General features: G+C 50.9%; 21 protein-coding genes and 3 pseudogenes. 15 read left to right on the forward strand and 9 right to left on the reverse strand.

The genetic code is table 11. The features are described 5' to 3' along the window. From ACK5JN_RS11185 to ACK5JN_RS11205, 5 genes are all read right to left on the reverse strand, one after another. Window positions 1-1,514: primase-helicase zinc-binding domain-containing protein (locus tag ACK5JN_RS11185; RefSeq protein WP_416870246.1), on the reverse strand; the 1,514-nt coding region annotated here is incomplete at its 3' end. 14 nt (window positions 1,515-1,528) lie between these two features. Next, window positions 1,529-1,849: a DUF5375 domain-containing protein gene (locus tag ACK5JN_RS11190; RefSeq protein ID WP_265195854.1), complete on the reverse strand. Its 321-nt coding sequence runs from the start codon at window positions 1,847-1,849 to the stop codon at window positions 1,529-1,531. Then, the gene (locus ACK5JN_RS11195; protein ID WP_265195855.1) at window positions 1,846-2,073 is read right to left on the reverse strand and encodes a hypothetical protein; all 228 of its coding nucleotides are present in this window, start codon (window positions 2,071-2,073) and stop codon (window positions 1,846-1,848) included. The genes ACK5JN_RS11190 and ACK5JN_RS11195 overlap by 4 nt, the downstream gene beginning before the upstream one ends. After that, a complete protein-coding gene (locus tag ACK5JN_RS11200) occupies window positions 2,070-2,618 on the reverse strand; it encodes a host cell division inhibitor Icd-like protein (protein ID WP_416870247.1) in 549 nt (182 codons plus the stop codon). Before ACK5JN_RS11200 ends, ACK5JN_RS11195 begins: the two co-directional genes overlap by 4 nt. Further along, window positions 2,615-2,881 (reverse strand): helix-turn-helix transcriptional regulator, encoded by a 267-nt coding sequence (locus tag ACK5JN_RS11205; protein WP_000556587.1) that lies wholly within the window; start codon window positions 2,879-2,881, stop codon window positions 2,615-2,617. Before ACK5JN_RS11205 ends, ACK5JN_RS11200 begins: the two co-directional genes overlap by 4 nt. 540 nt (window positions 2,882-3,421) lie before the next feature. Between ACK5JN_RS11205 and ACK5JN_RS11210 the strand changes: the two genes are divergently transcribed. The 6 genes from ACK5JN_RS11210 to ACK5JN_RS11235 all read left to right on the forward strand — a co-directional run bounded on the left by ACK5JN_RS11210 (window position 3,422) and on the right by ACK5JN_RS11235 (window position 8,971). After that, window positions 3,422-4,165, forward strand: coding sequence for a hypothetical protein (locus ACK5JN_RS11210; protein ID WP_061548439.1), 744 nt, complete (start codon window positions 3,422-3,424; stop codon window positions 4,163-4,165). A 3-nt stretch (window positions 4,166-4,168) separates the two neighbouring features. Then, entirely contained in the window at window positions 4,169-4,408 is a 240-nt protein-coding gene (locus tag ACK5JN_RS11215; RefSeq protein ID WP_000468231.1) for a bacteriophage gene regulatory protein, read from the forward strand. Window positions 4,409-4,423: 15 nt separating this feature from the next. Next, window positions 4,424-4,990, forward strand: coding sequence for a phage polarity suppression protein (locus tag ACK5JN_RS11220; protein ID WP_171858762.1), 567 nt, complete (start codon window positions 4,424-4,426; stop codon window positions 4,988-4,990). A 309-nt stretch (window positions 4,991-5,299) separates the two neighbouring features. Beyond that, window positions 5,300-7,075, forward strand: coding sequence for an ATP-dependent nuclease (locus tag ACK5JN_RS11225; RefSeq protein ID WP_218690940.1), 1,776 nt, complete (start codon window positions 5,300-5,302; stop codon window positions 7,073-7,075). Further along, window positions 7,072-8,712, forward strand: coding sequence for an ATP-dependent helicase (locus ACK5JN_RS11230; protein WP_416870248.1), 1,641 nt, complete (start codon window positions 7,072-7,074; stop codon window positions 8,710-8,712). The genes ACK5JN_RS11225 and ACK5JN_RS11230 overlap by 4 nt, the downstream gene beginning before the upstream one ends. Next, complete coding sequence (locus ACK5JN_RS11235; RefSeq protein ID WP_416870249.1) at window positions 8,693-8,971, forward strand: 3'-5' exonuclease; 279 nt, start codon at window positions 8,693-8,695, stop codon at window positions 8,969-8,971. The genes ACK5JN_RS11230 and ACK5JN_RS11235 overlap by 20 nt, the downstream gene beginning before the upstream one ends. A 37-nt stretch (window positions 8,972-9,008) precedes the next feature. On the opposite strand, the gene ACK5JN_RS11240 is transcribed toward ACK5JN_RS11235, so the two are convergent. Next, window positions 9,009-10,199, reverse strand: a complete 1,191-nt coding sequence (locus tag ACK5JN_RS11240; protein WP_416870250.1) for an integrase domain-containing protein — start codon at window positions 10,197-10,199, stop codon at window positions 9,009-9,011. A gap of 185 nt (window positions 10,200-10,384) precedes the next feature. Between ACK5JN_RS11240 and ACK5JN_RS11245 the strand changes: the two are divergent. From ACK5JN_RS11245 to ACK5JN_RS11255, 3 genes and pseudogenes are all read left to right on the forward strand, one after another. After that, a pseudogene (locus ACK5JN_RS11245) lies at window positions 10,385-10,786 on the forward strand (PRD domain-containing protein); the annotation flags it as partial. Between the two features lie 26 nt (window positions 10,787-10,812). Beyond that, window positions 10,813-12,752: pseudogene (gene bglF / locus ACK5JN_RS11250) on the forward strand (PTS beta-glucoside transporter subunit IIABC). Window positions 12,753-12,767: 15 nt separating this feature from the next. Continuing rightward, window positions 12,768-14,162, forward strand: coding sequence for a glycoside hydrolase family 1 protein (locus ACK5JN_RS11255; protein WP_416870251.1), 1,395 nt, complete (start codon window positions 12,768-12,770; stop codon window positions 14,160-14,162). 98 nt (window positions 14,163-14,260) lie between these two features. On the opposite strand, the pseudogene ACK5JN_RS11260 reads toward ACK5JN_RS11255, so the two are convergent. Continuing rightward, window positions 14,261-14,994 (reverse strand): annotated as a pseudogene (locus tag ACK5JN_RS11260) (class I SAM-dependent methyltransferase). 132 nt (window positions 14,995-15,126) lie between these two features. Here ACK5JN_RS11260 and mdtQ point away from each other — a divergent pair. Next, window positions 15,127-16,566 carry a multidrug resistance outer membrane protein MdtQ gene (gene mdtQ / locus ACK5JN_RS11265; RefSeq protein ID WP_416870252.1) on the forward strand — a complete coding sequence of 480 codons (1,440 nt, stop codon included), beginning with the start codon at window positions 15,127-15,129 and terminating at the stop codon, window positions 16,564-16,566. A gap of 364 nt (window positions 16,567-16,930) precedes the next feature. Further along, a complete protein-coding gene (locus tag ACK5JN_RS11270; protein ID WP_416870273.1) occupies window positions 16,931-17,587 on the forward strand; it encodes an oligogalacturonate-specific porin KdgM family protein in 657 nt (218 codons plus the stop codon). A gap of 44 nt (window positions 17,588-17,631) precedes the next feature. Here ACK5JN_RS11270 and ACK5JN_RS11275 read toward each other — a convergent pair whose 3' ends face one another. After that, window positions 17,632-18,204, reverse strand: a complete 573-nt coding sequence (locus ACK5JN_RS11275) for a DedA family protein (RefSeq protein WP_416870253.1) — start codon at window positions 18,202-18,204, stop codon at window positions 17,632-17,634. A 153-nt stretch (window positions 18,205-18,357) separates the two neighbouring features. Between ACK5JN_RS11275 and ACK5JN_RS11280 the strand changes: the two genes are divergently transcribed. Both ACK5JN_RS11280 and pbpG read left to right on the forward strand, forming a co-directional pair. Then, on the forward strand, window positions 18,358-18,945 hold the full coding sequence (locus ACK5JN_RS11280) for a Yip1 family protein (RefSeq protein WP_416870254.1): 588 nt from the start codon (window positions 18,358-18,360) through the stop codon (window positions 18,943-18,945). A 179-nt stretch (window positions 18,946-19,124) separates the two neighbouring features. Continuing rightward, window positions 19,125-20,078, forward strand: coding sequence for a D-alanyl-D-alanine endopeptidase (gene pbpG, locus ACK5JN_RS11285; protein WP_416870255.1), 954 nt, complete (start codon window positions 19,125-19,127; stop codon window positions 20,076-20,078). A gap of 1 nt (window position 20,079) precedes the next feature. On the opposite strand, the gene ACK5JN_RS11290 is transcribed toward pbpG, so the two are convergent. Beyond that, window positions 20,080-20,634, reverse strand: a complete 555-nt coding sequence (locus ACK5JN_RS11290; RefSeq protein ID WP_416870274.1) for a GNAT family N-acetyltransferase — start codon at window positions 20,632-20,634, stop codon at window positions 20,080-20,082. Between the two features lie 451 nt (window positions 20,635-21,085). On the opposite strand from ACK5JN_RS11290, the gene ACK5JN_RS11295 reads away from it, so the two are divergent. Continuing rightward, the gene (locus ACK5JN_RS11295; RefSeq protein WP_416870275.1) at window positions 21,086-21,856 is read left to right on the forward strand and encodes an outer membrane protein OmpK; all 771 of its coding nucleotides are present in this window, start codon (window positions 21,086-21,088) and stop codon (window positions 21,854-21,856) included. Window positions 21,857-21,881: 25 nt separating this feature from the next. Continuing rightward, window positions 21,882-23,375: a sulfatase gene (locus ACK5JN_RS11300; RefSeq protein ID WP_416870256.1), complete on the forward strand. Its 1,494-nt coding sequence runs from the start codon at window positions 21,882-21,884 to the stop codon at window positions 23,373-23,375. Window positions 23,376-23,387: the final 12 nt, after the last annotated feature.

The following is a 23,387-nucleotide window of genomic DNA, read 5'->3' on the forward strand; positions in this document are numbered from 1 at the left end:
CTCCCGCCGGGACCGGTGACTTCGAGAAAGAGCTGCCAGTCGTAACGGTTCGCCAGCACCATAAACAGCGCAGCGAGTATCACGTCGCGCTTTTGTGGATTTTTACCGGCCGCCCGGTCGAGCCAGCGCCAGAAATTCGGCGCGTGAGTCTCCAGCATTTCGCCTTCTACCGGCGGGGTAAAATCCACGTCGCACAGCGTGCGCAGCCAGTGCGATTTATGATGTGGACTGAATATGCCGCTTTGGGTATCGAGTACCCCGTTGCGAAAGCCAATCAGACGCCGTGCCGGTGTGGCCTGCTGCGGAATAATCAGTTTCAGGGTCTCCACCACCGAGGCAATTTTCCCGGACGAGAACGGGGCGCGTAAGCGCTGGAATAAATCAGCCACATTCCGTGAAAAAGTGGCGGCAGGGATATTTTTCCAGATGCCGTTTTGATAGCGGGACAGGAGCTGGCCGTTGGCGTCCACGGCCAGCGCTTCACCGTAATGCTCATGCACCCGCATCGCCTTTTCACTGGTGCTCATGGCGGTAAATTCTGCCTCGCTCATTGTGTCGAACGGGCTTTCAGCCCGTGGCCTGATGGCACCATAAATCGCCTTGCGCGTGGTGTCCTCTCCCTGCTGCATAAAAGCATCATTCCAGTCACCGAATACCGGCGGGAGGGCAACCGTGCCCTCACAGGCCTGTGCAGCCGATGCGGCTTTGGTCTGGCCGTTCCCGCTGAGATCGCGGTCGGCAGCGAGGACAATCTGACATGCCGGGTGTTTCTGACGGGCAAGGCTCGCCAGAGAAAGGAGGTTCACGGACGAGAGAGCCACCATGACGGTTTCACCGGTCAGGTGATACACGGTGAGTGCGGTTGCATAGCCTTCCGCTATCCACAGCCGCTTTCCTGCCTCTTTTTTCCCTTCGAGGGTGTGACATGCCCCTTTAACCTGACCGCCTTTCAGGGTGCGTTTGAGACCGTCAGAATTGATAAGCTGAAGGTTAACCAGTGCGCCGGTATCGTCATACAGCGGGACAACCACATCACCGGCGCGGAACGTCACGCCGCCGGTTTTGTGTGTGGCCGACAGTACCGGACATTCCCGGTCGGGGAAGCCCTTGCGGGTCAGGTAGGTGTTGCCGCTGGCCGGTCGGGTGTTCTCCATGAGCCTGACAGCCAGCGCGGCCGCCGCCTTGCGGTCAGCCTCCGTTTCAGCCTCTGCGGCCGCAATCACTTCGGGGGCAACCGGTGGCAGGTTGACGGTCACGGCATCCACCTTTCCGGCGGCCTCTGATGCGGTCACGCCGAACACTTTCTCGACCAGCTTAAGCCCGTCACCCGCACCGCACTGATTGCAGAACCACGTCCCGCGCCCCTCTTTATCGTCAAAGCGAAAACGGTCAGAGCCGCCGCACACCGGACAGGCCTGATGCCGGTTTTTCATGACCTTCACACCCAGCGCCGGGAGAATGCGCGGCCAGTGGCCGCACGCCTGTTTTACGGTTTCCGTTACGTTCATTTTCATCGTTATTTTCTCCCTCAGTGCATAACAGGCGATGTGATATGACGGGCACAGAGTTCATCCATCACGGCGAGTCCCAGAAAGGACAGCGACGGGGTGGCCTTGAGCGGTCCGGCTTCCATTAAATCTTCCAGCAGCGCACAGGCAATTTGGCGGCCTTTTTCCTCACCGTGCTGGCGCAGGTAGAAGCCCTCCAGCACGTCGGCAATGGCGCTTTCCAGCGCGTCGAGGGTGAGGTGCGGGTAGCGGTGCTGACGTTCGCACAGGGTCAGCCAGGCACAGGCCACGGCGCGACGATACAGCGCGGCGCGTAATACGGGCGGTAATGGCTTTTTCATACGTTGCCCTCCCCGGTCAGCCAGCGCTGATTGCAGCGCTCGACCACGCCGTCGAGCTGGGCGGTCATGAGGTAAATCACGGAGGTAAGCTGTGAATGCTGCGCAGGGTCACGACGAACGGTCGCGCAATCCTGCACCTGCATCAGCTCATTGACGAGCTGGCCGACGTTGCGCATATGCTCCAGGCATTCGAGGTCGCGGGCGGTAATGGTGGTGTGTCTCATGCACGCACCTCCGCAACCGGCAGACGGCCAGCGAATGAGAGGACGTAATCGCGAATGAGAGAAAGACGTGCGGCGTGTTCATCACCGGCAACGGTGCGAAGCATACAGATACGGGGTTTACGGTCTGCACGACGAACGGCGGCAAACACAAAGACAAACTGCGGGTGTGACGGGGTGAGGGTCGTAGCCATAGCGGCAACCTCCATAGTTAGCTGATTACAGCTACCACCGAAGTTCTCACGCAATGGTGGTAGCCCAGACGGGGGTGAGAAACCGGCAACTATGGAAACCGGCCAGCCCGAAGGCTGCCCCGCCTGAGCCACCATTACGCGATACCCACAATGGCGAAAAGGCCACTGTGTATTGAATGGGTGCATCAAGGCACAGACACAAAAAAAGACGCATGGCGCGTCCGGTGTCGCCACAGTTAAACTCGGGTTCTCACGCCCGGCTGCCGATTTTGCGACAGCAGGAAAACTATACCTGGAAACGGCGAAAAGAAGCAAGCCAGAAAAAGGGGCTGTTTGCTGAGTGGTTATCATCATGCGTCATAGCCCCGGTTACGTTCGGCAATGCGATCTGCCATCCATGCGGTGATTTCAGACTGCGCCCACGCCACGTTTTTCCCGCCGAGGGAGATTTGTTTCGGGAAGGCTTCCCGGCTGATGAGGTCGTAAATAGTCGAGCGGGACAGGCCGCACAGATGCATCACTTCGGGCAGACGGATAAAGCGCTCGTGAACGGTATCAGAAACCGGCATCAGCGGGGCGGCAGGGGCAGAAGACGGGGAAGAAAAAGCGGTGTGCATCGGGCTACCTCACAAAGTCCATACAGTGCCGGTCGTGTCCGTCCGGCTTCGGGTAGCTCTCTATTTTGTGAATATTTTCTCTCAGGGCAACAAGTCATTTTGTACTGCTCCACCACACAACAGAGCGTTTTTTATACAGTGGCAAACGTTGGCCGTTTTTTGGCAAACGTTGGCAAACCGGTGGCCCATTGCTGATTACTTTTGTTTATATAATTATTATTTTTAATCACTAAAAAGTCTAAGTGGCTGACTGGCTGAAAAAACTGAAGGGTGAACAGTGGTGAACAGACGGTGAACAGTCAGACCTTCAACTGTTCACCCTTTAACTTACTGTATTACTTATCTTTTTATTTAAGGTGAACAGTGGTGAATAGTTATAAGTAAAAAAATAAACGGTGAGTAAGGTTTTCCTGCGACCTTTCTCTGGCCAGCCAGTTTTTAAGGTCTGTTTGTGCCAGCACTCTGACAACGGCAATGAATCGTGTTGTTGTGCAGGAGGCGTCAGAATCATTTCAGGTTGAACACACGGAGAGCCTGAACATGAAACCCGAACTCATTATCAAAGCCATGCAGACCGTTATCAGTAAACAGGATGAAGGCGCGGAACAACGTATTGCCGGTGCGCTGGCCGCACTTAACGAGGCAAAAGACGCACACACGGCCAGCATGGGAAAACTCAGCGACATTGAGGCTTCCATTCAGCGTTGTGAGCAGGAACGACAGACCGCCCTCAGTGAAAGTGCACAGGCCGAACAGGACTGGCGCAGCCGCTTTCGAACCCTGCGCGGCAACCTCACTCCTGAACTGAAAGCTGAACACAGTAAACGTATCGCCAGTCGCGAACTGGCTGATGAGTTCACCGGTCTGATTACCGAGCTGGAGAAAGACAAAAGCCACGCCATGCTTGGCGCATGCTCCTCCGGTACGGCTTATATCAGCGCCCATGAAAAAGCGTTCACTACCTACGCCAACAGCGAGTGGAAGAAGGCGCTGGCCGGTATCAGCCCCGCACTGTTACGTGCCTTTCTGTTGCGTATACGGTCGCTGGAAATGAGCGGAGAAACCTCGCCGCGTGCGACCGTGACCCGCGAGCTGGGTGATGCCCTGAATCTGCAGTCAGCCCTGTATCATTTTGATATGGAGCAGGAGCCGGTCCTGTCCGTAACGGGCATGAATCGCCCGGTCATAACCGGGGTTGATATGGCGCTGTTAAGAAGCCCGGCCAGACGGATGAAACTTGCCGCTGAACTGGCCGAAAAATCCCACGAACAGGCAGAGGGCTGAATCATGTTTCACTGCCCGTTCTGCAAAAAGACCGCGCACGTCCGTACCAGCCGTTATCTGTCGGAAAACGTCAAACAGCGTTATCACCAGTGTACCAATATCGAATGCTCGGCCACTTTCCGCACCATCGAGTCGGTTGACGGTGTGATACGTGCCGCACCGGAAAAAACCGACCCCGCCCCGGTGACGCCACCGCCGCCGCGTAAAGTACAGGGCTGCTACAGCTCGCCGTTCCGGCATTAATCAGGAGAGAGACACGTGACCACTGTGACAATACAGCAGGCCTTTGAGGCCTGTCAGGCGAACAAAAACACCTGGCTGAAACGTAAAGCCGAACTGGCAGACCTTGAACGGGAATACCGTGAACAGCTCCTTGCCGGTGACGAACAAATCCCGCGCAGAATGCAGGATTTGCGCGACAATATCGATGTGAAAAAATGGGAGATTAATCAGGCCGCCGGTCGCTATATCCGCTCACATGAGGAGGTACAGCACATCAGCATCCGCAACCGGCTCCATGACTTTATGCAGCAGTACGGCGCGGAGCTGGCCGCCACGCTGGCACCTGAGCTGATGGGATATCACGAACAGCTTCCCGCAGTAAAACAGAGCGCCATGCAGCACTCGGTTGATTATCTGCGTGAAGCCCTGTCGGTGTGGCTGGCCGCCGGTGAAAAAATTAATTATTCCGAGCAGGACAGCGACATTTTAACGGCGATCGGATTCAGGCCTGATGCGGCTTCGCGGGATGATAATCGCCAGAAATTCACTCCGGCACAGAACCTGATTTACACCCGCCGACGTGCAGAACTGGCCTCACGGTAGCACGCAAAAAAATCCGCGAAAATTCCGCTATTTTTCCCGAAAAAAGCCATGCATCCATAAGGTGCATGGCTTTGCATGCAAATCCCCGTATTTTTTATCCCATGCAACACCAGTACCGGTGCGTCCTGAGGCCGTTCATGCACCTGCATTAAAAGCGACCTCTTAAGCGGGCAGGCGTGGCGGGGAGAGCATTGCGCGGCAGGGTTGGGATATACTATATTTTATTTTCAGCAAATGATAATCTGGATAACAGAATTATTACATTTATTCGGAATGTATATGTCATAAAATCAAGGAGGGAATGAATATATGTCAATTCTTATAAATTCTGTTAGGATTTCAGGTTTTAGAGGTATAAAGGAAATTGAGGTTGAGCTAGGACGTATTGCCGTTTTGTTAGGTACAAACAATGCGGGGAAAACATCCTTCCTAAAATCGTTGCAACTAGCTTTAGGTGATTACCAACGTTACTTTAGTGATGAAGATCTTCATATAGATAGTTCTGGGTTAAAAGTTAATGAAGTTATCGTTGACTTAAAAATAATACCTACGGATGAACATTATAATAAAACAGAAGAGTTTGACGAAAAATGGATTGATGTTTTCGGTGATAATATTGCAGTAGATGCAAATGGACATGAGTTTGTGGCTATTCGTACAAAAGTTCAGCCAGATGAGATAAAAGGTGGATTTAATACACAACGTTATTATTTGAATGAATGGGGAGAGTTTGAGGGATGGAAAGAGATTGTTGTAAACGAGAGAAGAAAGGTAAGAACAAAAGTTGATGCAATCCCCTATATTTGTATTGAGGCTCAGAGGGATATACATCATGAGCTTAAAGATAAAAGCTCATATATAGGGAAGGTCTTATCATATATTAAATATGAAGATGAAGATGTTACTGCACTTGAAGAAATGATAAGTTCAATAAATGAAACCGCAGTGAGTAGAAGTGAGCCGCTTCAAAGCTTAAAAAATTCACTTCAAGGGTTAAACCAATCATTTCTAGGATCAAGCCACACAGAAATAACTCCTTTCCCTAAAAAAATCCGAGATCTATCAAAGCAATTTACAGTACATTTCGGAGATGAAGAAAACCATTCATTTTCAATGGAATATCATGGCACTGGGACGAGAAGTTGGGCTTCAATGCTTACAGTTCAATCGTTTTTAAGCTTTATGCATGAGCGGCATGAGCTCGAAAATAAGGCGCTACATCCAATTGTTGGAGCTGAAGAGCCAGAAGCGCATCTACATCCCAATGCACAAAGAACCTTGTTTAAACAGTTATCATCATCTCAGGGACAAATTATACTGAGTACTCATTCACCATACCTGAGTGCAATGGCTGAGATAGAAGATATAAGATCATTCATAAAGAAAGGTGATGGAGTAACAGTAAATTGCCTGAAGAAAAGAATTGAACATGATGAAAAAAATGCATTAAAAAGGGAGATAATGTTAACCCGTGGTGAGTTGCTTTTCTCTCGAGCCTTAATTTTATGTGAGGGTGTTACAGAAGAACAATTAATACCATCAATGTTTGAATTATATTTCGGTAGGACGATGTTCAGTGTTGGAGTTAACTGTGTAAGTGTCAGTGGTAAAAATTACCCACCATTCATTAAACTTGCAAGTAATTTAGGTATCCCTGTCTGTATTATTAGTGATAATGATGGTGATACTCATGGTGAGATAAACCGTCAGGTAGCACGTTTAGTTCGTGAAGATGGCCTCGTATTGAATCCTGATTGTTTCTCCTTAGAGTTCCTCAAAGAAACAAATGATATTGAAGCTGAGTTATACAACGAGTTGAATATTCGTGAGGAAATAATTGAATCATTAGTGTTAAGTGAAACTAAAGCTAGTCCTAATGAACGGTATCGAGATGCCAAGAAAAGAGAAATAGAGGCTTTACAAGGTAGTGCTATAATTGAAAAAATGCGTGACTCAAAAGCTAGTTATGCAGGGTATTTAGGGGTGATTCTAGCACAGAATGCAAATGGAAAGAGAATTGAGGAGTTACTTCCGGAATCTGTTATTATTGCATTTAATAAAGTTAGGGGATGGCTTGAGCTATGATTGATAATTTATCACAATCTCAAATTGAAGTTGTTAAAGCTCCTATGGGAGGGGCTATACAAGTTCTTGCATCTGCAGGTTCTGGCAAAACAAGAGTGCTTACTGAGAGGGTTAGGTTCATTCTCAATAACTCTGCTAGAGGAAGTGTGGTTGCTTTAACATTCACAAATAAAGCAGCAGATGAAATGCTTGAAAGGTTAGATGATGGCTCAGAAAATCGTGATAGGATTTGGATTGCTACGATTCATTCTGTTGCACAAAGGGTACTCGAAAGTTATGGGTATACTATTGGGTTACCAAAAGAATTACATATATTTGAACGTGACCAAGATCGGATGGAGGTTTTCCTACATTCCTTAAGAGAACAGGGGGTTAATATTGATGAATACTTAGATGTTGAGGACATTAGAGAAAAGCGAAATCGTGAAAAAATTATAAGTCAATATCTTAATGTATTCTCTGTTATTAAAAGAGAGCTTTTAACTGAAGATGAAGTAAAGATAAAATTCAGTTCCAATCCGCGTATTTGGAATATTTATCAAGATTATCAGTCTGCTTTATTGGAAAGTGGTGGTGTGGATTTTGATGATATACTTTTATATGCACATAAAATCCTATTAAATCAAGATTCAGTAGCAAGAATATATCAAAAAAAATACGTTGCTTTATTTGTTGATGAAGCTCAAGACTTAAACAGAGCTCAGTACGAATTTATAAAGGTTCTCTGCGGTGATAAAATAAAAGATGTCATGATGGTTGGTGATAGTGACCAGATGATCTATGGTTTTAATGGTTCATTATCAGATTATTTTATTAAATCATTCGTGAAAGATTTTACTCCTAAAATTTATTGTTTAAACGAGAACTATAGATCTTCGAAAGCAGTGATTGAATTAGCTAATAAATTAAAACCAAATAGCCAAGTTGGTGTTAATGCTGCTCTTGATGGCTATAAATCTTTTAATGCTTTACCAGATGAAGAATCTGAAGCTATATGGGTTTGTGATAGCATTCAACATATACTGAATTTAAAAAGACATCCAGAAATTGAGGGCGATATTGATTGCTCTAAAATTGTTGTTATATGTAGAAATAGATTTGTTTTAAAATCTATGGAAAGTGAGCTTAAAAAAAGAAATATACCTTATTTCCTAAAGCGTAGTGATAGAAATGAATCGCCAGTTTCTCTTATTGGGAAAATAGTCGATCTTGCTATAAGGGTTAAGGTTAATCCAAAGGATTGGGTTGATGGGAAGAGATTGTATAAATTAATCGGTTTAGAATTAAACCCAGAATCAGATGTTACCTACGATATTAGCAAAGTCTATGCTGACATAAAAAAATCATCTAACCTAGATAAAGATTTGATTAGCTTGGTTTTAGCACATATTGATCATATGTCTGTAGACACACCTAATATTTTGAAGTTCTGTTTAGATATTAAAACAGAACTGGTGAATTTAGGAGCAAATACCAAAGATTCTGCTAAAGAAGATGATATTGCCACAGGGATTAAAGATATAGAGCAGCTTCAATCCATGTGGACACGATTCAAACGTAAAGGCCTCGGTGATAATCTATCCTCATTTAGGAATGCACTTGCTTTGGGTCAGCTTAATGATGATACCATTAAATAATGGGATTATGTTAAGTACTGTTCATACAATGAAAGGACTTGAAAAAGATATAGTTTTCCTTATCGGTATGTGTGAGGGGGTTTTTCCAGATTATCGAGCTAAGAGCAAAGTCGAGCTAGATGAAGAAAGAAATAATGCTTTTGTAGCTATAACACGATCTCGGCGTTGGATTTTTGTTACTTATCCAGAAAAAAGAATGATGCCTTGGGGGGATTATAAATATCATTCTGCATCAAGATTCTTCCTCGATATGCAGTAAGACACGCAGCATCGTCATTAAAGGCGATGCTGTTTTTTCATATTTTATTTACTCGACTTCCCCACCATGACATAAGCTCTTTACGTTGTTCTAAATACGTGGAGCGGTTATAAGCTTTTCTTACTTCATTTTTATCAGAATGGGCCAAAGCAGCCTCTATCACATCAGCATTAAATCCAGCTTCATTCATGGCCGTACTGGCAATAGAGCGTAATCCATGGGCTACTAGTTTTCCTCCATAGCCAATACGTTTCAGCGCTGCATTTGCTGTCTGACTATTCATGGCGTGCTTTGGATCATTCCTGCTCGGGAAAATATGCTCACGATGAGCACTGATAGGTTTCATCACATCCAGAATTTCTAATGCTTGTGGTGATAAAGGAACAATGTGTTCACGCTTAGCCTTCATTCGTTCGGCGGGAATCGTCCAGAGTTTGGCATCGAGATCGATCTCTACCCAGCGAGCACCAGAAGCCTCAGAAGGACGCACTAGGGTCAGAAGCTGCCACTCAATAAGACAGCGAGTCGAAACAGATAGATTTGACATGACCAGAGAACGCATCAGCTTGGGTAATTCTTCTGGTCGTAGCGTGGGCATGTTTTGCTTTTTGGGTTTCTCAAATGCCATTCCAACACCTGACGCCGGATTTGCATCAATCAGACCTGTATTAACCGCGTAAATCATTATCTCGTTAATACGCTGGACTAGGCGACGAACCGTCTCTAATGCGCCACGTGCTTTTATTGGCTCTAATGCTTCAACAATCGTTCTGGCCTTAATCTCCTGAACTGGTATCGCACCGATTGCCGGGAACACGTCTTTATCCAAAGAACGCCAAATATCCTTTGCATAATCCTCTGTGACACCTCTGCTTTTAATCTGGAACCAGTTAGCAGCTACTGTTGAGAAAATGCTGTCTAACTCAATCTGGCGTTGTTCTGACGCCTGCTCCTGTTGCTGTTGTGGATCCATGCCTTGCGCAAGCGTGATTAAGTGCTGGTCGCGTATCTGACGTGCTGCTGCGAGTGTAAGGGCAGGGTATGAGCCGAGACTCAAATTTGTGCGGCTGCTGCTTCCCGGTCGTTGATAACGGAAGCGCCAGAGTTTTTTACCGGAGGTTTTGACGAGTAAGAACAGGCCATCACCATCATGCAGGGTGAAGTCTTTTTCGCGGGGTTTCGCTTTGAGGATTTCGTTGTTAGTGAGGGGGCGTGTAATGCGCGCCATGTCTGGATCCCTTCCATTATTGGTACACGTTTAATGGACCACAGTATAGCGTGTACCTAAACGTGTACCAATTTTCTCTGGATTTAGCCGGATGTTCTCGGACAACGACAGACACAAAAAAGCCCGCAGGGCTTGTGCCGTGCGGGCTTTCTGTACTTCACCGGACGTATCCGGATCATCATTTGGTGGAGCTGGCGGAAGATGAAGCCGGGTTTATCGCCCTGCACCTGGTGACCGCGCAGCTCAACAGCGAAATGCCGGAAGTGATGCACGTCACCCGGGTGATGCAGGAAATTTTGCAGCTGGTGAAGTATCAACTGCGTCTGGAGTACAACGAAGAGTCGCTAAGCTATCAGCGCTTCGTCACCCACCTGAAGTTTTTCGCCCAGCGGATGCTAACGCGCACGGTGGTGGAAGATGACGATGCCGAGCTGCACAGCGCGGTGAAGGACAACTACGCCAAAGCGTGGAAGTGCGCGGAAACCGTGGCCCTGCATCTGCAAAACAGCTATCAGCGTTCGCTGACGACGGAAGAAATTATGTTTCTCGCCATTCACATTGAACGGGTGAGAAAAGAGGGGCGTTAGTCCTTCCACAACTGGATTGTTACTGCATCATGCAGGCAAAACCTGAGCGCGACGTCTTACCGGCGTCGTTCTCGGGTTTTTTTGTTTTTAATACTCGGTCAAGGAATATTGCATGGAATACAAAGCACTCGCGCAGGATATTCTCAGCCACGTTGGCGGCAAAGAGAATATTGTGAGTCTGGTTCACTGCGCCACGCGGCTGCGTTTTAAGCTTAAAGAGAGCGGTAAGGCGGATGCTGAAGCTCTAAAGGCCAACCCGGGCGTCATCATGGTGGTAGAGAGCGGCGGCCAGTTTCAGGTGGTGATTGGCAACCACGTTCACGACGTCTGGCAGGCGGTGTGCGATGAGGCGGGCATAACCGACGACAGCGAGCCGGTAGCGGTGAAGGGGGAGAAAACCTCGATCCTTGGTCAGATTATTGACGTCGTTTCCGGTATTTTTACGCCGTTTCTCGGCGTCATGGCCGCGACCGGACTGCTGAAAGGGCTGCTGGCCCTGGCGGTGGCGTGCGGCTGGCTGAACCCGGAGCAGGCGACCTATAAGATCTGGTTTGCCGCTAGCGACGCGTTGTTCTTCTTCTTCCCGCTGTTCCTTGGCTACACCGCCGGGAAAAAGTTCGGCGGCAATCCGTTTATCACCATGGTGATCGGCGGCGCGTTAACGCATCCGTTAATGATTCAGGCCTTTGAGGCGGCGCAGGCCCCGGGGGCGGCCGCTGAGTATTTCCTCGGAATCCCGGTCACCTTTATTAACTACAGCTCGTCGGTTATCCCGATTATCCTCGCCGCGTGGGTCAGCTGCTGGATCGAGCGGCGCAGCAACGCGCTGCTGCCGTCGGCGATGAAAAACTTCTTCACGCCGGCGATTTGCCTGGCGATCGTCGTGCCGTTGACCTTCCTGATTATCGGCCCGGTGGCGACCTGGCTCAGTCATATGCTGGCCAACGGCTATCAGGCGGTGTACGTGGTCGCGCCGTGGCTGGCGGGCGCGGCGCTGGGCGGGCTGTGGCAGGTGTGCGTGATCTTCGGCCTGCACTGGGGGCTGGTGCCGCTGATGATCAACAACATGACCGTACTCGGCCACGACTCCATGCTGCCGGTGATTCTGCCCGCGGTGCTGGCGCAGGTAGGGGCGGTGCTGGGGATCTTTCTGGCCACCCGCGACGCACGCCAGAAAGTGCTGGCGGGGTCGGCGTTTTCCGCCGGGCTTTTTGGTATCACTGAGCCGGCTGTCTATGGCCTGACGCTGCCGCTGCGTAGGCCATTTATCTTCGGCTGCGTGGCGGGCGCGCTGGGCGGAGCGATTACCGCGTTCAGCAACAGCTACGCGTTTTCATTCGGCCTGCCGAATATCTTCTTCCCCGCGCAGATGATCCCTCCGGGCGGCATTGATGCCAGCGTGTGGGGCGGGCTTATCGGCACCGCGGTGGCCTTTATCCTCGCCTGTGCGCTGACCTTCTTTGCCGGCGTACCGCGCAAAACGGGTGAGCCGGCGGTAGTTGCGAAAGCCAGCGAAAACGACGTACTGGCGCCGATGACCGGCACCGTGCTGGCGCTCGATCAGGTGCCGGACAGTACCTTCGCCAGCGGCCTGCTTGGCAAAGGCGTGGCGATTATCCCCAGCGAAGGCAAAGTGATCGCGCCGTTCAGCGGTGAGGTGGCCTCGATTTTTCAGACCAAACACGCGATTGGTTTACTCAGCGACAGCGGCATTGAGCTGCTGAACCACGTGGGGATCGACACCGTCAAGCTCGACGGCGCGCCGTTCACCGCCCACGTCAAAGAGGGTGACAAAATTCAGGCGGGCGATCTGCTCTTAACCTTCGACCGCCAGATGATTCTGGACGCCGGTTACGACCTGGCGACGCCGATTATTATCAGCAACAGCGACGACTATCCGGGGCTGGAGATCGTTGCCGCCAGCGCGGTAACTGCCGGTCAGCCGTTGTTAACCGTACAGTATTAATCACAGGAGAGAGAGATGAAAACATTCCCACAGACGTTCCTTTGGGGCGGCGCGACCGCGGCAAACCAGGTTGAGGGCGCATATCTGGAAGATGGCAAAGGGTTGTCAACGTCCGATGTCCAGCCTCAGGGCATTTTTGGCGAGGTGGTTGAGCGCGTCACGGGCGACAGCGGTATCAAGGATATCGCCATCGATTTCTATCACCGTTATCCGGAAGATATTTCGCTGTTCGCTGAGATGGGCTTTAACTGCCTGCGCGTCTCCATTGCCTGGACGCGTATTTTCCCGAACGGCGACGACGCGCAGCCGAACGAAGCCGGGCTGGCCTACTACGATAAGCTGTTCGACGAGATGGCCCGTTACAACATTACGCCGCTGGTGACGCTCTCACACTATGAGATGCCGTGGGCGCTGGTGGCAAACTACGGCGGCTGGGGCAACCGCAAGGTGATTGGTTTCTTTGAACGCTACGCCCGCACGGTGTTTGAGCGCTATAAAGGCAAGGTCAAACTGTGGCTGACCTTCAATGAAATCAACATGTCGCTGCACGCGCCGTTGACCGGCGTGGGCCTGCCGGCAGGCAGCAGCAAGGGCGAAATCTATCAGGCGATTCACCATCAGCTGGTGGCCAGCGCGCTGGCGGTGAAGGCCTGCCACGAGATCGTGCCGGAAGGTAAAATCGGCAACATGCTGCTGGGCGGCCTGATGTATCCGCTGAGCTGCAAACCGGAAGATGTATTTAAAACGTTGCAGGAAAACCGCAGCTGGCAGTTCTTCGGCGATGTGCAGTGCCGTGGCGCCTATCCGGGCTATATGCTGCGCTATTTCCGCGATAACGGAATTGCGCTGGAGATCACCGACGCCGACCGTGAAGCGCTGCGCGCCACCGTCGATTTTGTCTCCTTCAGCTACTACATGACCGGCTGCGTGACCGCCGATGAGGCGCTGAATAACCAGGCGCGCGGCAATATCCTCAATATGGTGCCGAATCCGCACCTGGCCAGCTCGGAGTGGGGCTGGCAGATTGACCCGCTGGGCCTGCGCACGCTGCTGAACGTGCTGTGGGATCGCTATCAGAAGCCGCTGTTTATCGTTGAAAACGGCTTAGGAGCGAAAGATAAAGTGGAAGCGGACGGCAGCATCAACGATGACTACCGCATCAGCTACCTCAACGAGCACCTGGTGCAGGCGCGTGAGGCGATTGAAGACGGCGTTGAGCTGATGGGCTTTACCAGTTGGGGGCCGATTGACCTTGTCAGCGCGTCGAAAGCCGAGCTGTCCAAACGCTACGGTTTTATCTACGTCGATCGTCACGATGATGGCACCGGTACGCTTGCGCGCAGCAAGAAGAAAAGCTTTGACTGGTATAAAGAGGTGATTGCCACCAACGGTGCGAGTCTGAAAGCGTAAGCTTCGGTGAATTGCCGGATGGCGCTGGGCTTATCCGGCCTACAATGCTAACGATCTGTAGGCCGGATAAGGCGTAGCCGCCATCCGGCAATCCCAACTCACACCGGCTTACGCGCGCGCAGTAAAAAGATCATCGGCCGCTCTTTTTCTTCATCCAGCGCCGGATTCGCGGCAATCTGTTGCGCCGTCGGTCCCCATTCATCCACATGCTCCACCACCAGCCCGGCGGCAACCAGCGCGTTAATCCAGCTGGCGAGCTTGCGGTGCTGCTTCTTCACGCCGTCGGCAAACCAGTTGCTGATGCGCTCCCCCTCCTGCTGATAGTGGCTGACCGGCCAGCTTTTCTGCCCGCTGTCGTCCACCCGCCAGCCCTGCTGCAATGTCGCGGTGTAGATAGGGTGCTCGGCAGAGAACACCAGTACGCCGCCCGGCGTCAGCGCCCGGTAAACGGTAGCCAGCAGCGGGGCGATATCCGGCAGATAGTGCAGCGCCAGCGAACTGTAGACCAGATCGTAGCTGTTGGCGGCGAGGGTTAAGGTTTGCAGATCTTCGCAGCGGTAGGTAATACCTTCGCCATCGGTCATCTCCTCGGCGCGTGCCAGCATGCGGCTGGAGAGATCCAACCCGGTCACCTCCGCGGCACCCTGGTCGCGCGCCCAGCGGCAAAACCAGCCGTAGCCGCAGCCGAGATCGACCACGCGTAAACCGGCGAGCGGCGGCAGCATTTGCTGGATTGCTGGCCACTCTGGCGCGCCGTCCAGTCCTTTCACCGAACGGTCGAGCGTGGCGTAACCTGCGAAAAGTTCGGGTCGTCGTAGATGTTCTGACTCATATTCACTCCATGACGCTAAAGTGTTATTAGCTGTTTTTAAGTATGTCTATTTATGTTCCCACACGCTTTACTAAAAGGATTTGATTCATTTAAATTATTATCACTTTCCTTATTTTTTAACCGACCTATCACATGAACCTGACTCTGAAAAAAAGCGTGCTGTCCGGCTTGCCCCTGCTCATCGCGCTGGCGGGCTGCGCGCCGTCGCACGACATTGGCAGCCCGATGAAACAGCAGGCTCCGGCCTCCCGCGTGGCGACGGAATTACCCGCCGCGGTGAAAAACGGCTGGCCGCAGAGCAACTGGTGGCAAGACTATCATGATGCCCAGCTCAATAACTTGATTAGCCGCGCGCTGGCGAATGCGCCGGATATGCAGATTGCCGATCAGCGAATCAAACTGGCGGAAGCGCAGGCGCGGATGTCAAAGTCGTCGCTGGGCCCGGAAGTGGATTTTGGCGCCGATCTTGAACGGCAGAAAATGTCGGCAGAAGGGCTGATGGGGCCGTTCGCCACCGATTTAGACGGAAACACCGGGCCGTGGTACACCAACGGGACCTTTGGCCTGACAGCCGGTTGGGATCTCGACCTGTGGGGGAAAAACCGCGCCGAAGTGCAGGCGCGTATTGGTGAAGTGAAAGCGCAGGTTGCCGAGCAGGCGCAAACCCGCGAGCTGCTCTCCAGCAGCGTCGCCCGCCTGTACTGGCAGTGGCAGACCGAAGCGGCCATTCACAGCGTCCTCGAGCAGGTGAAAAGCGAGCAAAATAATATTGTGAACGTCGATACCGCGCTGTTTGAGCACGGCATCACCAACTCCGCTGAAGGGGCTGAAAACGATATCAACGTCAGCAAAACCGATCAGCAGCTGGCCGACGTTGAAGGTAACATGAAAGAGATCGAGGCCCGGCTGATGGCGCTGACCAATAGCCAGAGCCAGTCGCTGAATCTGCATAAGGTTGCGCTGCCTGCGGTGGCCAGCAAAATGCCGTCCCAGCTTGGCTATGATCTGCTGGCGCGCCGTCCTGATTTGCAGGCAGCGCACTGGTACATCGAAGCCTCGTTAAGCGAAATTGACGCGGCGAAGGCGGCGTTCTACCCGGATATCAACCTGATGGCGTTCCTGCAGCAGGATGCCCTCCACCTCAGCGACCTGTTCCGCCATTCGGCGAATCAGATGGGCGTGACCGCCGGGCTCACGCTGCCGATTTTCGACAGCGGTCGGCTTAACGCCAACCTGGATATCGCCAGCGCGCAGAATAACCTGTCGGTGGCGAAGTACAACAAAGCGGTCGTCGATGCGGTCAACCAGGTGGCGAAAACCGCCAGCCAGGTAGAAACGCTAATGGTGAAAAACCAGCAGCAGGAGAAGGTAGAGAAAGATGCGCTGCGCGTGGTGAACCTGGCGCAGGCGCGGATGAACGCCGGCATTCTCCCGGGCTCGAAAGTCAGCCTGGCGAAGCTGCCCGCTTTGCAGGAGCGCATTAGCGCCCTGCGGCTGCACGGTCAGTGGGTAGATGCCAGCATTCAGCTAACGTCGGCGCTGGGCGGCGGGTATCATATCGCCGAAAATTAAGCGCGAACGGCGAACGTTTCCCTCCTGCATTTATTCCGCAGGGGGGGAATGAAAAATAAATATCTGTGATAAATAATATTCCTCGTTAATATATCTCATCATAATTTAATTTTTAATTTAATTAAAAATAATTAACTCCATTGAATTAAAATATGTCGTCGATCACGTATTTATATTTAAACGCATGACACCGCAATAAATGCCCCCTAATATCGCATCCCAGAAAAACAACATCTTTTAGTTTATTTTATTATTTATTGAAATATATATTTGCCTTGTGGATATTACAGCCAGTTCCTCACTGATTTTGTTGTTAACTTAAAAAGCAGAGGACGATTGCGTGAAAAAATTAATAACTCTTGGGATGCTGGCCTTTGTCAGCGCATCGGCGAGCGCGGTAACTATTGACCTGCGTCATGAATATACCGACACCTCGCAGGGACAGAAAGACAGGGTGCTAATTTCACACCGCTTTGCCAACGGTTTTGGCTTTTCCGTGGAAGCTAAAACCAAATCAGGCGGTGAACATTCTGATAAAGCTTTTAACGATGTAGTTGATAATGGCGATGAATATGTTCTCAGCTATCAGTTTAATGCGATGCCGAATATCGTGGTGCAACCAGGTTTTGCCCTGGAGACGTCATCATCGAAGGCAATCTATAAACCGTATCTTCGTGGGCAATATAATTTCGAAGGCGGTTTTTATGTTGCCGCACGCTATCGCTATGAATATACCCGCGATACATCGTCAGAAAAAGATGATGAACACGTCAACCGTGGCGATCTGTGGTTAGGTTATAAAACCGGGCCGTGGACGTTTGAAGGCAACTATTTGTATAAGAAAAGCGAAGATTATAATCGCTACGACAACGGTAAAGATGACTACGAGCTGGATTTCAAAGTGGCTTATAGCATCGATAAAAACTGGCGACCTTACGCGCAGATCGGGAACGTCTCCGTCAGCAGCGACGAAGACGATCGTCAGACCCGTTTCCGCGTGGGCGTGCAGTACACCTTCTGATCCTCATTACCTCTGGGCCTTACCGGGGCGCTTCGGCGCTCCGATTATTCCTTCGTCGAACGTTTTTCCCGCCGCTTGAACCACCAGCGTACCGCCACCACCAGCACGACCACCAGCGCCAGCCAGATAAGATGCTTGAGATGCTTATCCAGATGATGCAGCCACGGGCCGATCGCTTCACCGCCCAGATAACCAAGCGTAGTAAAGATCAGCGCCCAGACGATAGCCCCGACGATGTTCAACGGCAGGAAAATCTTCGGTGGCAGGCCGCTGGCGCCAATCAGAAGCGGGCCAATAACCCGAAAGCCGTACATAAAACGGGTACCAATCACGAACAGATAAGGGTGACTTTTAATCAACCGCTGCGCCTTGCGGATGCGCGCCTGATGGCGTGAAAACCGTTTAAGCAACCGCCCGCCAAACTTGCGGCCCAGCAGGTACAGCACCTGGTCGCCAATCATCCCGCCCAGCGCGACCGACATCACCACCAGCGGGAATTTCAATAGGCCCTGATGCGCCGCCACGCCGCCAAGCAGCGTGATGGTTTCGCCTTCCGCCATACTGCCAATGATCAGCGCGGCGTAGCCATAGTGGGAAATCAGGTTATTGATATCCATACAAACACTCACTCCTTACCACATCGTACTATTCATCATACACCCTCAGGGCGAGTTTGCAGGGGCCGCTATTTTTTGCGTTGTACACAAAATAATCATTGGCGTGAATTATACTTACAGCAACGTGGTACGAAGCCGTGCAGAGGAGGCGTTATGAACCATGTATGGGGACTGTTCTCCCACCCTGACAAAGAAATGCATATTATCCGCAGCGAGAACGAAACCGTTTCTCACCACTATGTGCATCACGTGCTGATTATGGCGGCCATTCCGGTGGTCTGCGCTTTCATCGGCACCACGCAGCTGGGCTGGAATTTTGGCGACGGGAATGTGGTCAGGCTGTCGCTGATGACCGGTCTGGGCATGGCGGTACTTTTCTATGCCCTGATGCTGGCAGGCGTAGCGGTGATGGGACGAGTGATCTGGTGGATGGCGCGTAACTATCCGCAGCGGCCATCGCTCAAGCGCTGTATGGTGTTTGCTGGCTACGTCGCGACGCCGATTTTCCTGAGCGGTATCGTGGCGCTTTACCCGCTGGTGTGGCTGTGCGCGCTGGTCGGGACGGTGGCGCTGTTCTACACCGGGTATCTGCTGTACGTCGGCATTCCGACCTTCCTTAATATCAACCGGGAAGAGGGGCTGAGCTTCGCCAGTTCTACCCTGGCGATAGGCGTGCTGGTGCTTGAGGTGCTGCTGGCGCTGACCGTCGTTCTGTGGGGCTACGGCTACCGGCTGTTCTGAGTCCTGATATGCATTGCTGATGTGAATTGAATTACGTCAGCAATGCAGCATTTATTCACTATTATTTTCTGGCAGATGCCGCATTCTACGCGCTATGATGAGTCATTCCGCTTCGTAACCGTTTGGTACGAAGCGGTTGTCTATCATAATGTGCATAAATAACCGCCAGAATACTCACCATGCAGAAATTTCGCGTTTCCCTGCTCAGCCTTGCTCTCGTGCTGGCTGTGCCTTTTGCGCCTCAGGCGAGTGCTAAAACCGCCGTCTCCGCCGTGGCCTCGCAGCCGGAAATTGCCTCCGGTAGTGCGATGATTGTTGATCTTGAAACCAACAAAATTATTTATGCTAACCAGCCCGACCTGGTCCGTCCGATGGCCTCCATCACCAAGCTGATGACGGCGATGGTGGTGCTGGACGCGCATCTGCCGCTGGATGAAATGCTGACCGTGGACATCAGCCACACGCCGGAGATGAAAGGGATTTATTCTCGCGTGCGCCTGAACAGCCAGATCAGCCGTAAAAATATGCTGCTGCTGGCGCTGATGTCGTCTGAAAACCGCGCTGCCGCCAGCCTGGCACACCATTATCCGGGCGGCTACGACGCCTTTATCCGGGCGATGAACGCCAAGGCCAAAGCGCTGGGCATGACCCGCACGCGTTATGTTGAGCCAACCGGGCTGTCGATTCACAACGTCTCTACCGCGCGCGATCTGACGAAGCTGTTAATCGCCACCAAAAAATATCCGCTGATTGGCCAGCTCAGCACCACCAAAGAGGATACGGCGACCTTCGCTCATCCGGCGTATACGCTGCCGTTCCGCAACACTAACCATCTGGTGTATCGCGATAACTGGAGCATTCAGCTGACCAAAACCGGCTTTACCAACGCGGCGGGCCACTGCCTGGTGATGCGCACCGTGATGAATAAACGCCCGGTGGCGATGGTGGTGATGGATGCGTTCGGTAAATATACCCACTTCGCCGACGCCAGCCGCCTGCGCACCTGGGTTGAAACCGGGAAGGTGATGCCGGTACCGGCCGCGGCCCTGAGCTATAAAAAGCAGAAAGAGGCCCAGGTGGAAGCCAGTATTGCCAAAGCCCAGCTTAGCGGGCAGACCACCCAGGACGATTAAGTTATTCCGGCAGCGTCCAGTCACCCTCGTTGAGTGGGCGCTGCATAATCACCGTATCCCGCCAGTCACCCATCTTGTAGCCGACGCTACGCAGCTGACCCGCTACCTCGAAACCGTGTTTTTTATGCAGCCGCAGCGAAGCGGTATTGTTATTCCCATCGCCGATCACCGCCAGCATCTGCCGCCACGGCCCTTGTTCACAAATGCCAATCAGCGCCGTTAACAGGCGGCTGCCAATTCCGTGCGCGGTCATGGTGGTATCGACGTAGATAGATTCTTCCAGCGTATAACGATAAGCCGGGCGAGGGCGGTAAGGGCTGGCATAGCAGTAGCCGACGATCTCTCCGCGATAGAGGGCGACCAGCCACGGCAGGCCCTGTTCCTGCACCTTGCGCATCCGCTGCTGCATTTCATCAATGGAAGGTGGCACCTCTTCAAACGAGGCGCGGCCGTTAAGAACGTGCCAGGCATACAGCGCGGCAATGGCTTGTACATCGTCAGCCTGCGCGGCACGGATTTCGATATCGGCGTCGTGGGCGACCTCAAGCGTAGACATCATCAAACTCCTCATGATTAAGCACTGGCCAGATTTCAGGCATCGGGGCTAACCGTTCTATTCTGCCATCAGAGCGGAGGTTAGGATAATTTTTCTCATTTTTTCATGGGGAGCTGTTAAGCTAGCATCTGGATAATGCGAATGGGTAGAAAAGGTAAAATAAAAATGTGAAAATTCTATAATTAAGCCACTATTTTTGTTCCTGTTTTCACATTAATTAAGTTATCGATCCACCGCTGGTTACCTACCCGTATCAATAAAAACAATTTGTTATGCGACTAAAAGCAACACTATTTGATACTCTCTGACTTATTATATTAATGACGTATTGATGTGAGATTTCTATCACTATTTTAATGATCCGTTTGTTTAAGATTGTAGGCGCTTTATTCTTATCATTACGGTGATTAATTATAATTATAGGGAATGTATTTCAATGCCTAATATTTATATTGTTAATAGAAGACGCATTGCGCTTTTAGCCAGCGTCGCCTTTATAACGTCTTTTTGTCTTTGGGTTGCGCCAGCACAAGCTCTTGAGTTTAAAAATTCTTTTGGTTCAATCAATGCCGGTTACGCTGATTGGAATAGTGGTTTCGAGGATGTAGACCGCGGCGAAGTATGGAAAGTAACCGCCGATTTTGGCGTTAACTTCAAGGAAGCTGAGTTTTACTCATTCATTGAAAGTAATGTACTGAACCATTCCGTTGCGGGACGAAATCATACCGTTTCTGCTATGACGCATGTACGGCTCTTTGATTCAGATTATACATTCTTTGGGAAAATATACGGCCAGTGGGATAATAGCTGGGGCGACGATCTTGATATGTTCTATGGTTTAGGTTATCTGGGCTGGAGCGGTAGTTCAGGTTTCTTTAAGCCATATATTGGCCTACATAATCAATCTGGCGATTATATTTCTAAGAAATATGGAGAAACCAACGGATGGAATGGATATGTTGTTGGCTGGACCGCCGCGTATTTCTTCGATTTATTTGACGAGAAATTTGTTTTATCCAACTGGAACGAAATTGAGCTTGATAGAAATGATGCCTATGCCGAGCAGCAGTTTGGCCACAATGGATTAACTGGGGGCTTAACGCTGGCATGGAAATTTTATCCGAGATGGAAGGCAAGCATAACCTATCGTTATTTTGAAAATAAGCTGGGTTATGACGGGTATGGTGACCAGATGATTTATATGTTGGGTTACGACTTTTAAAATTTGCATTGACCAAGGAACTGAAATGAAAAAAACATTAGTAGCCAGTATGGTTGGGATTGCATTGTGCGCTGGCGGTTTATCATCGCTTGCGCAGGCAGCTGATGCAAAGCATCCAAATCTCGTCATTATTGTTGCCGATGACCTGGGATACGGCGATCTGGCGACGTACGGTAATGTGATAGTGAAAACGCCTAATATCGACAAATTAGCGTCTGAAGGGGTGAGATTTACTGATTATTATGCGCCAGCGCCGTTGTGCTCACCTTCACGGGCCGGGCTGTTAACGGGGCGTATGCCGTTCCGCACCGGAATCCGTTCCTGGATCCCTGCCGGGAAAGATGTGGCGCTAGGCCGCAATGAATTAACCATTGCCAATTTGCTGAAGACGCAGGGTTATGACACCGCCATGGTCGGTAAACTTCACCTCAATGCGGGCGGCGATCGTACCGATCAGCCACAGGCGAAAGACATGGGCTTTGACTACAGCCTGGTCAATACCGCCGGTTTCGTCACCGACTCGACGTTAGACAACGCGAAAGAGCGCCCGCGCTATGGTATGGTGCACCCAACCGGCTGGCTGCGTAATGGCCAGCCCGTTGAACGTGCTAAGCAGATGAGCGGCGAATTTGTTAGCTCGGAAGCGGTGAACTGGCTCAGCAATAAGAAAGATGACAAGCCCTTCTTCCTCTACGTTGCATTTACTGAAGTCCACTCGCCGTTAGCGTCGCCGAAAAAATATCTCGATATGTATTCACAATACATGACGGCATTTGAGAAACAGCATCCGGATCTGTTTTATGGGGACTGGGCCGATACGCCGTGGCGCGGCCCAGGAGAATATTACGCCAATATTAGCTATATGGACGCCCAGGTCGGTAAGGTCATGGATAAAATCAGGGCCATGGGTGAAGAAGATAATACAATTGTGATCTTTACCAGTGATAATGGCCCGGTAACACGTGAAGCGCGTAAAGTGTATGAGCTGAATTTAGCCGGTGAAACTGACGGTTTACGTGGCCGTAAAGATAATTTATGGGAAGGCGGTATTCGCGTTCCGGCGATAATTAAATACGGTAAACACACGCCTCAGGGGATGGTCTCCAGTACGCCGGTATACGGCCTGGACTGGGTGCCGACCCTCGCGCAAATGATGAATTTCTCGCTGCCAACCGATCGTACTTATGATGGCCAGTCTTTGGTTCCCGTGCTGGAAAAACAGACGATGAATCGTGAAAAACCGTTGATTTTCGGCGTGGATATGCCGTTCCAGGATGATGAAACGGACGAGTGGGCCATGCGCGATGGCGACTGGAAAATGATTATTGGTCGTGAAGGTAAAGCCAAATATCTTTATAACCTGAAGCAAGATCGTAGTGAAGTCATCAACCTGCTTGGTAAACAACCAGAAGTTGAAAAACGGATGTATGATGCGTTTCTGAAGTATAAAAAAGATATTGATAACGACTCATTAATGAAGGCACGTGGTGATAAGCCGACAGCGGTCACCTGGGGATAATTAGTTTTAACC

It is taken from the genome of Kluyvera sp. (assembly GCF_047971185.1).
In the GTDB taxonomy this organism is placed as follows: Bacteria; Pseudomonadota; Gammaproteobacteria; order Enterobacterales; family Enterobacteriaceae; genus Kluyvera.

Bases quoted from the DNA above. Each gene is read 5' to 3' on its own strand.
- ACK5JN_RS11225 (WP_218690940.1), top strand. From the start codon at position 5,300: ATGTCAATTCTTATAAATTCTGTTAGGATTTCAGGTTTTAGAGGTATA.
- ACK5JN_RS11240 (WP_416870250.1), bottom strand. From the start codon at position 10,199: ATGGCGCGCATTACACGCCCCCTCACTAACAACGAAATCCTCAAAGCG.
- ACK5JN_RS11195 (WP_265195855.1), bottom strand. From the start codon at position 2,073: ATGAGACACACCACCATTACCGCCCGCGACCTCGAATGCCTGGAGCAT.
- ACK5JN_RS11280 (WP_416870254.1), top strand. From the start codon at position 18,358: ATGAACCATGTATGGGGACTGTTCTCCCACCCTGACAAAGAAATGCAT.
- ACK5JN_RS11290 (WP_416870274.1), bottom strand. From the start codon at position 20,634: ATGTCTACGCTTGAGGTCGCCCACGACGCCGATATCGAAATCCGTGCC.
- ACK5JN_RS11275 (WP_416870253.1), bottom strand. From the start codon at position 18,204: ATGGATATCAATAACCTGATTTCCCACTATGGCTACGCCGCGCTGATC.
- ACK5JN_RS11205 (WP_000556587.1), bottom strand. From the start codon at position 2,881: ATGCACACCGCTTTTTCTTCCCCGTCTTCTGCCCCTGCCGCCCCGCTG.
- mdtQ (WP_416870252.1), top strand. From the start codon at position 15,127: ATGAACCTGACTCTGAAAAAAAGCGTGCTGTCCGGCTTGCCCCTGCTC.
- ACK5JN_RS11255 (WP_416870251.1), top strand. From the start codon at position 12,768: ATGAAAACATTCCCACAGACGTTCCTTTGGGGCGGCGCGACCGCGGCA.
- ACK5JN_RS11190 (WP_265195854.1), bottom strand. From the start codon at position 1,849: ATGAAAAAGCCATTACCGCCCGTATTACGCGCCGCGCTGTATCGTCGC.
- ACK5JN_RS11200 (WP_416870247.1), bottom strand. From the start codon at position 2,618: ATGATGATAACCACTCAGCAAACAGCCCCTTTTTCTGGCTTGCTTCTT.
- ACK5JN_RS11230 (WP_416870248.1), top strand. From the start codon at position 7,072: ATGATTGATAATTTATCACAATCTCAAATTGAAGTTGTTAAAGCTCCT.
- ACK5JN_RS11300 (WP_416870256.1), top strand. From the start codon at position 21,882: ATGAAAAAAACATTAGTAGCCAGTATGGTTGGGATTGCATTGTGCGCT.
- ACK5JN_RS11235 (WP_416870249.1), top strand. From the start codon at position 8,693: ATGATGATACCATTAAATAATGGGATTATGTTAAGTACTGTTCATACA.
- ACK5JN_RS11210 (WP_061548439.1), top strand. From the start codon at position 3,422: ATGAAACCCGAACTCATTATCAAAGCCATGCAGACCGTTATCAGTAAA.
- ACK5JN_RS11270 (WP_416870273.1), top strand. From the start codon at position 16,931: ATGCTGGCCTTTGTCAGCGCATCGGCGAGCGCGGTAACTATTGACCTG.
- ACK5JN_RS11215 (WP_000468231.1), top strand. From the start codon at position 4,169: ATGTTTCACTGCCCGTTCTGCAAAAAGACCGCGCACGTCCGTACCAGC.
- pbpG (WP_416870255.1), top strand. From the start codon at position 19,125: ATGCAGAAATTTCGCGTTTCCCTGCTCAGCCTTGCTCTCGTGCTGGCT.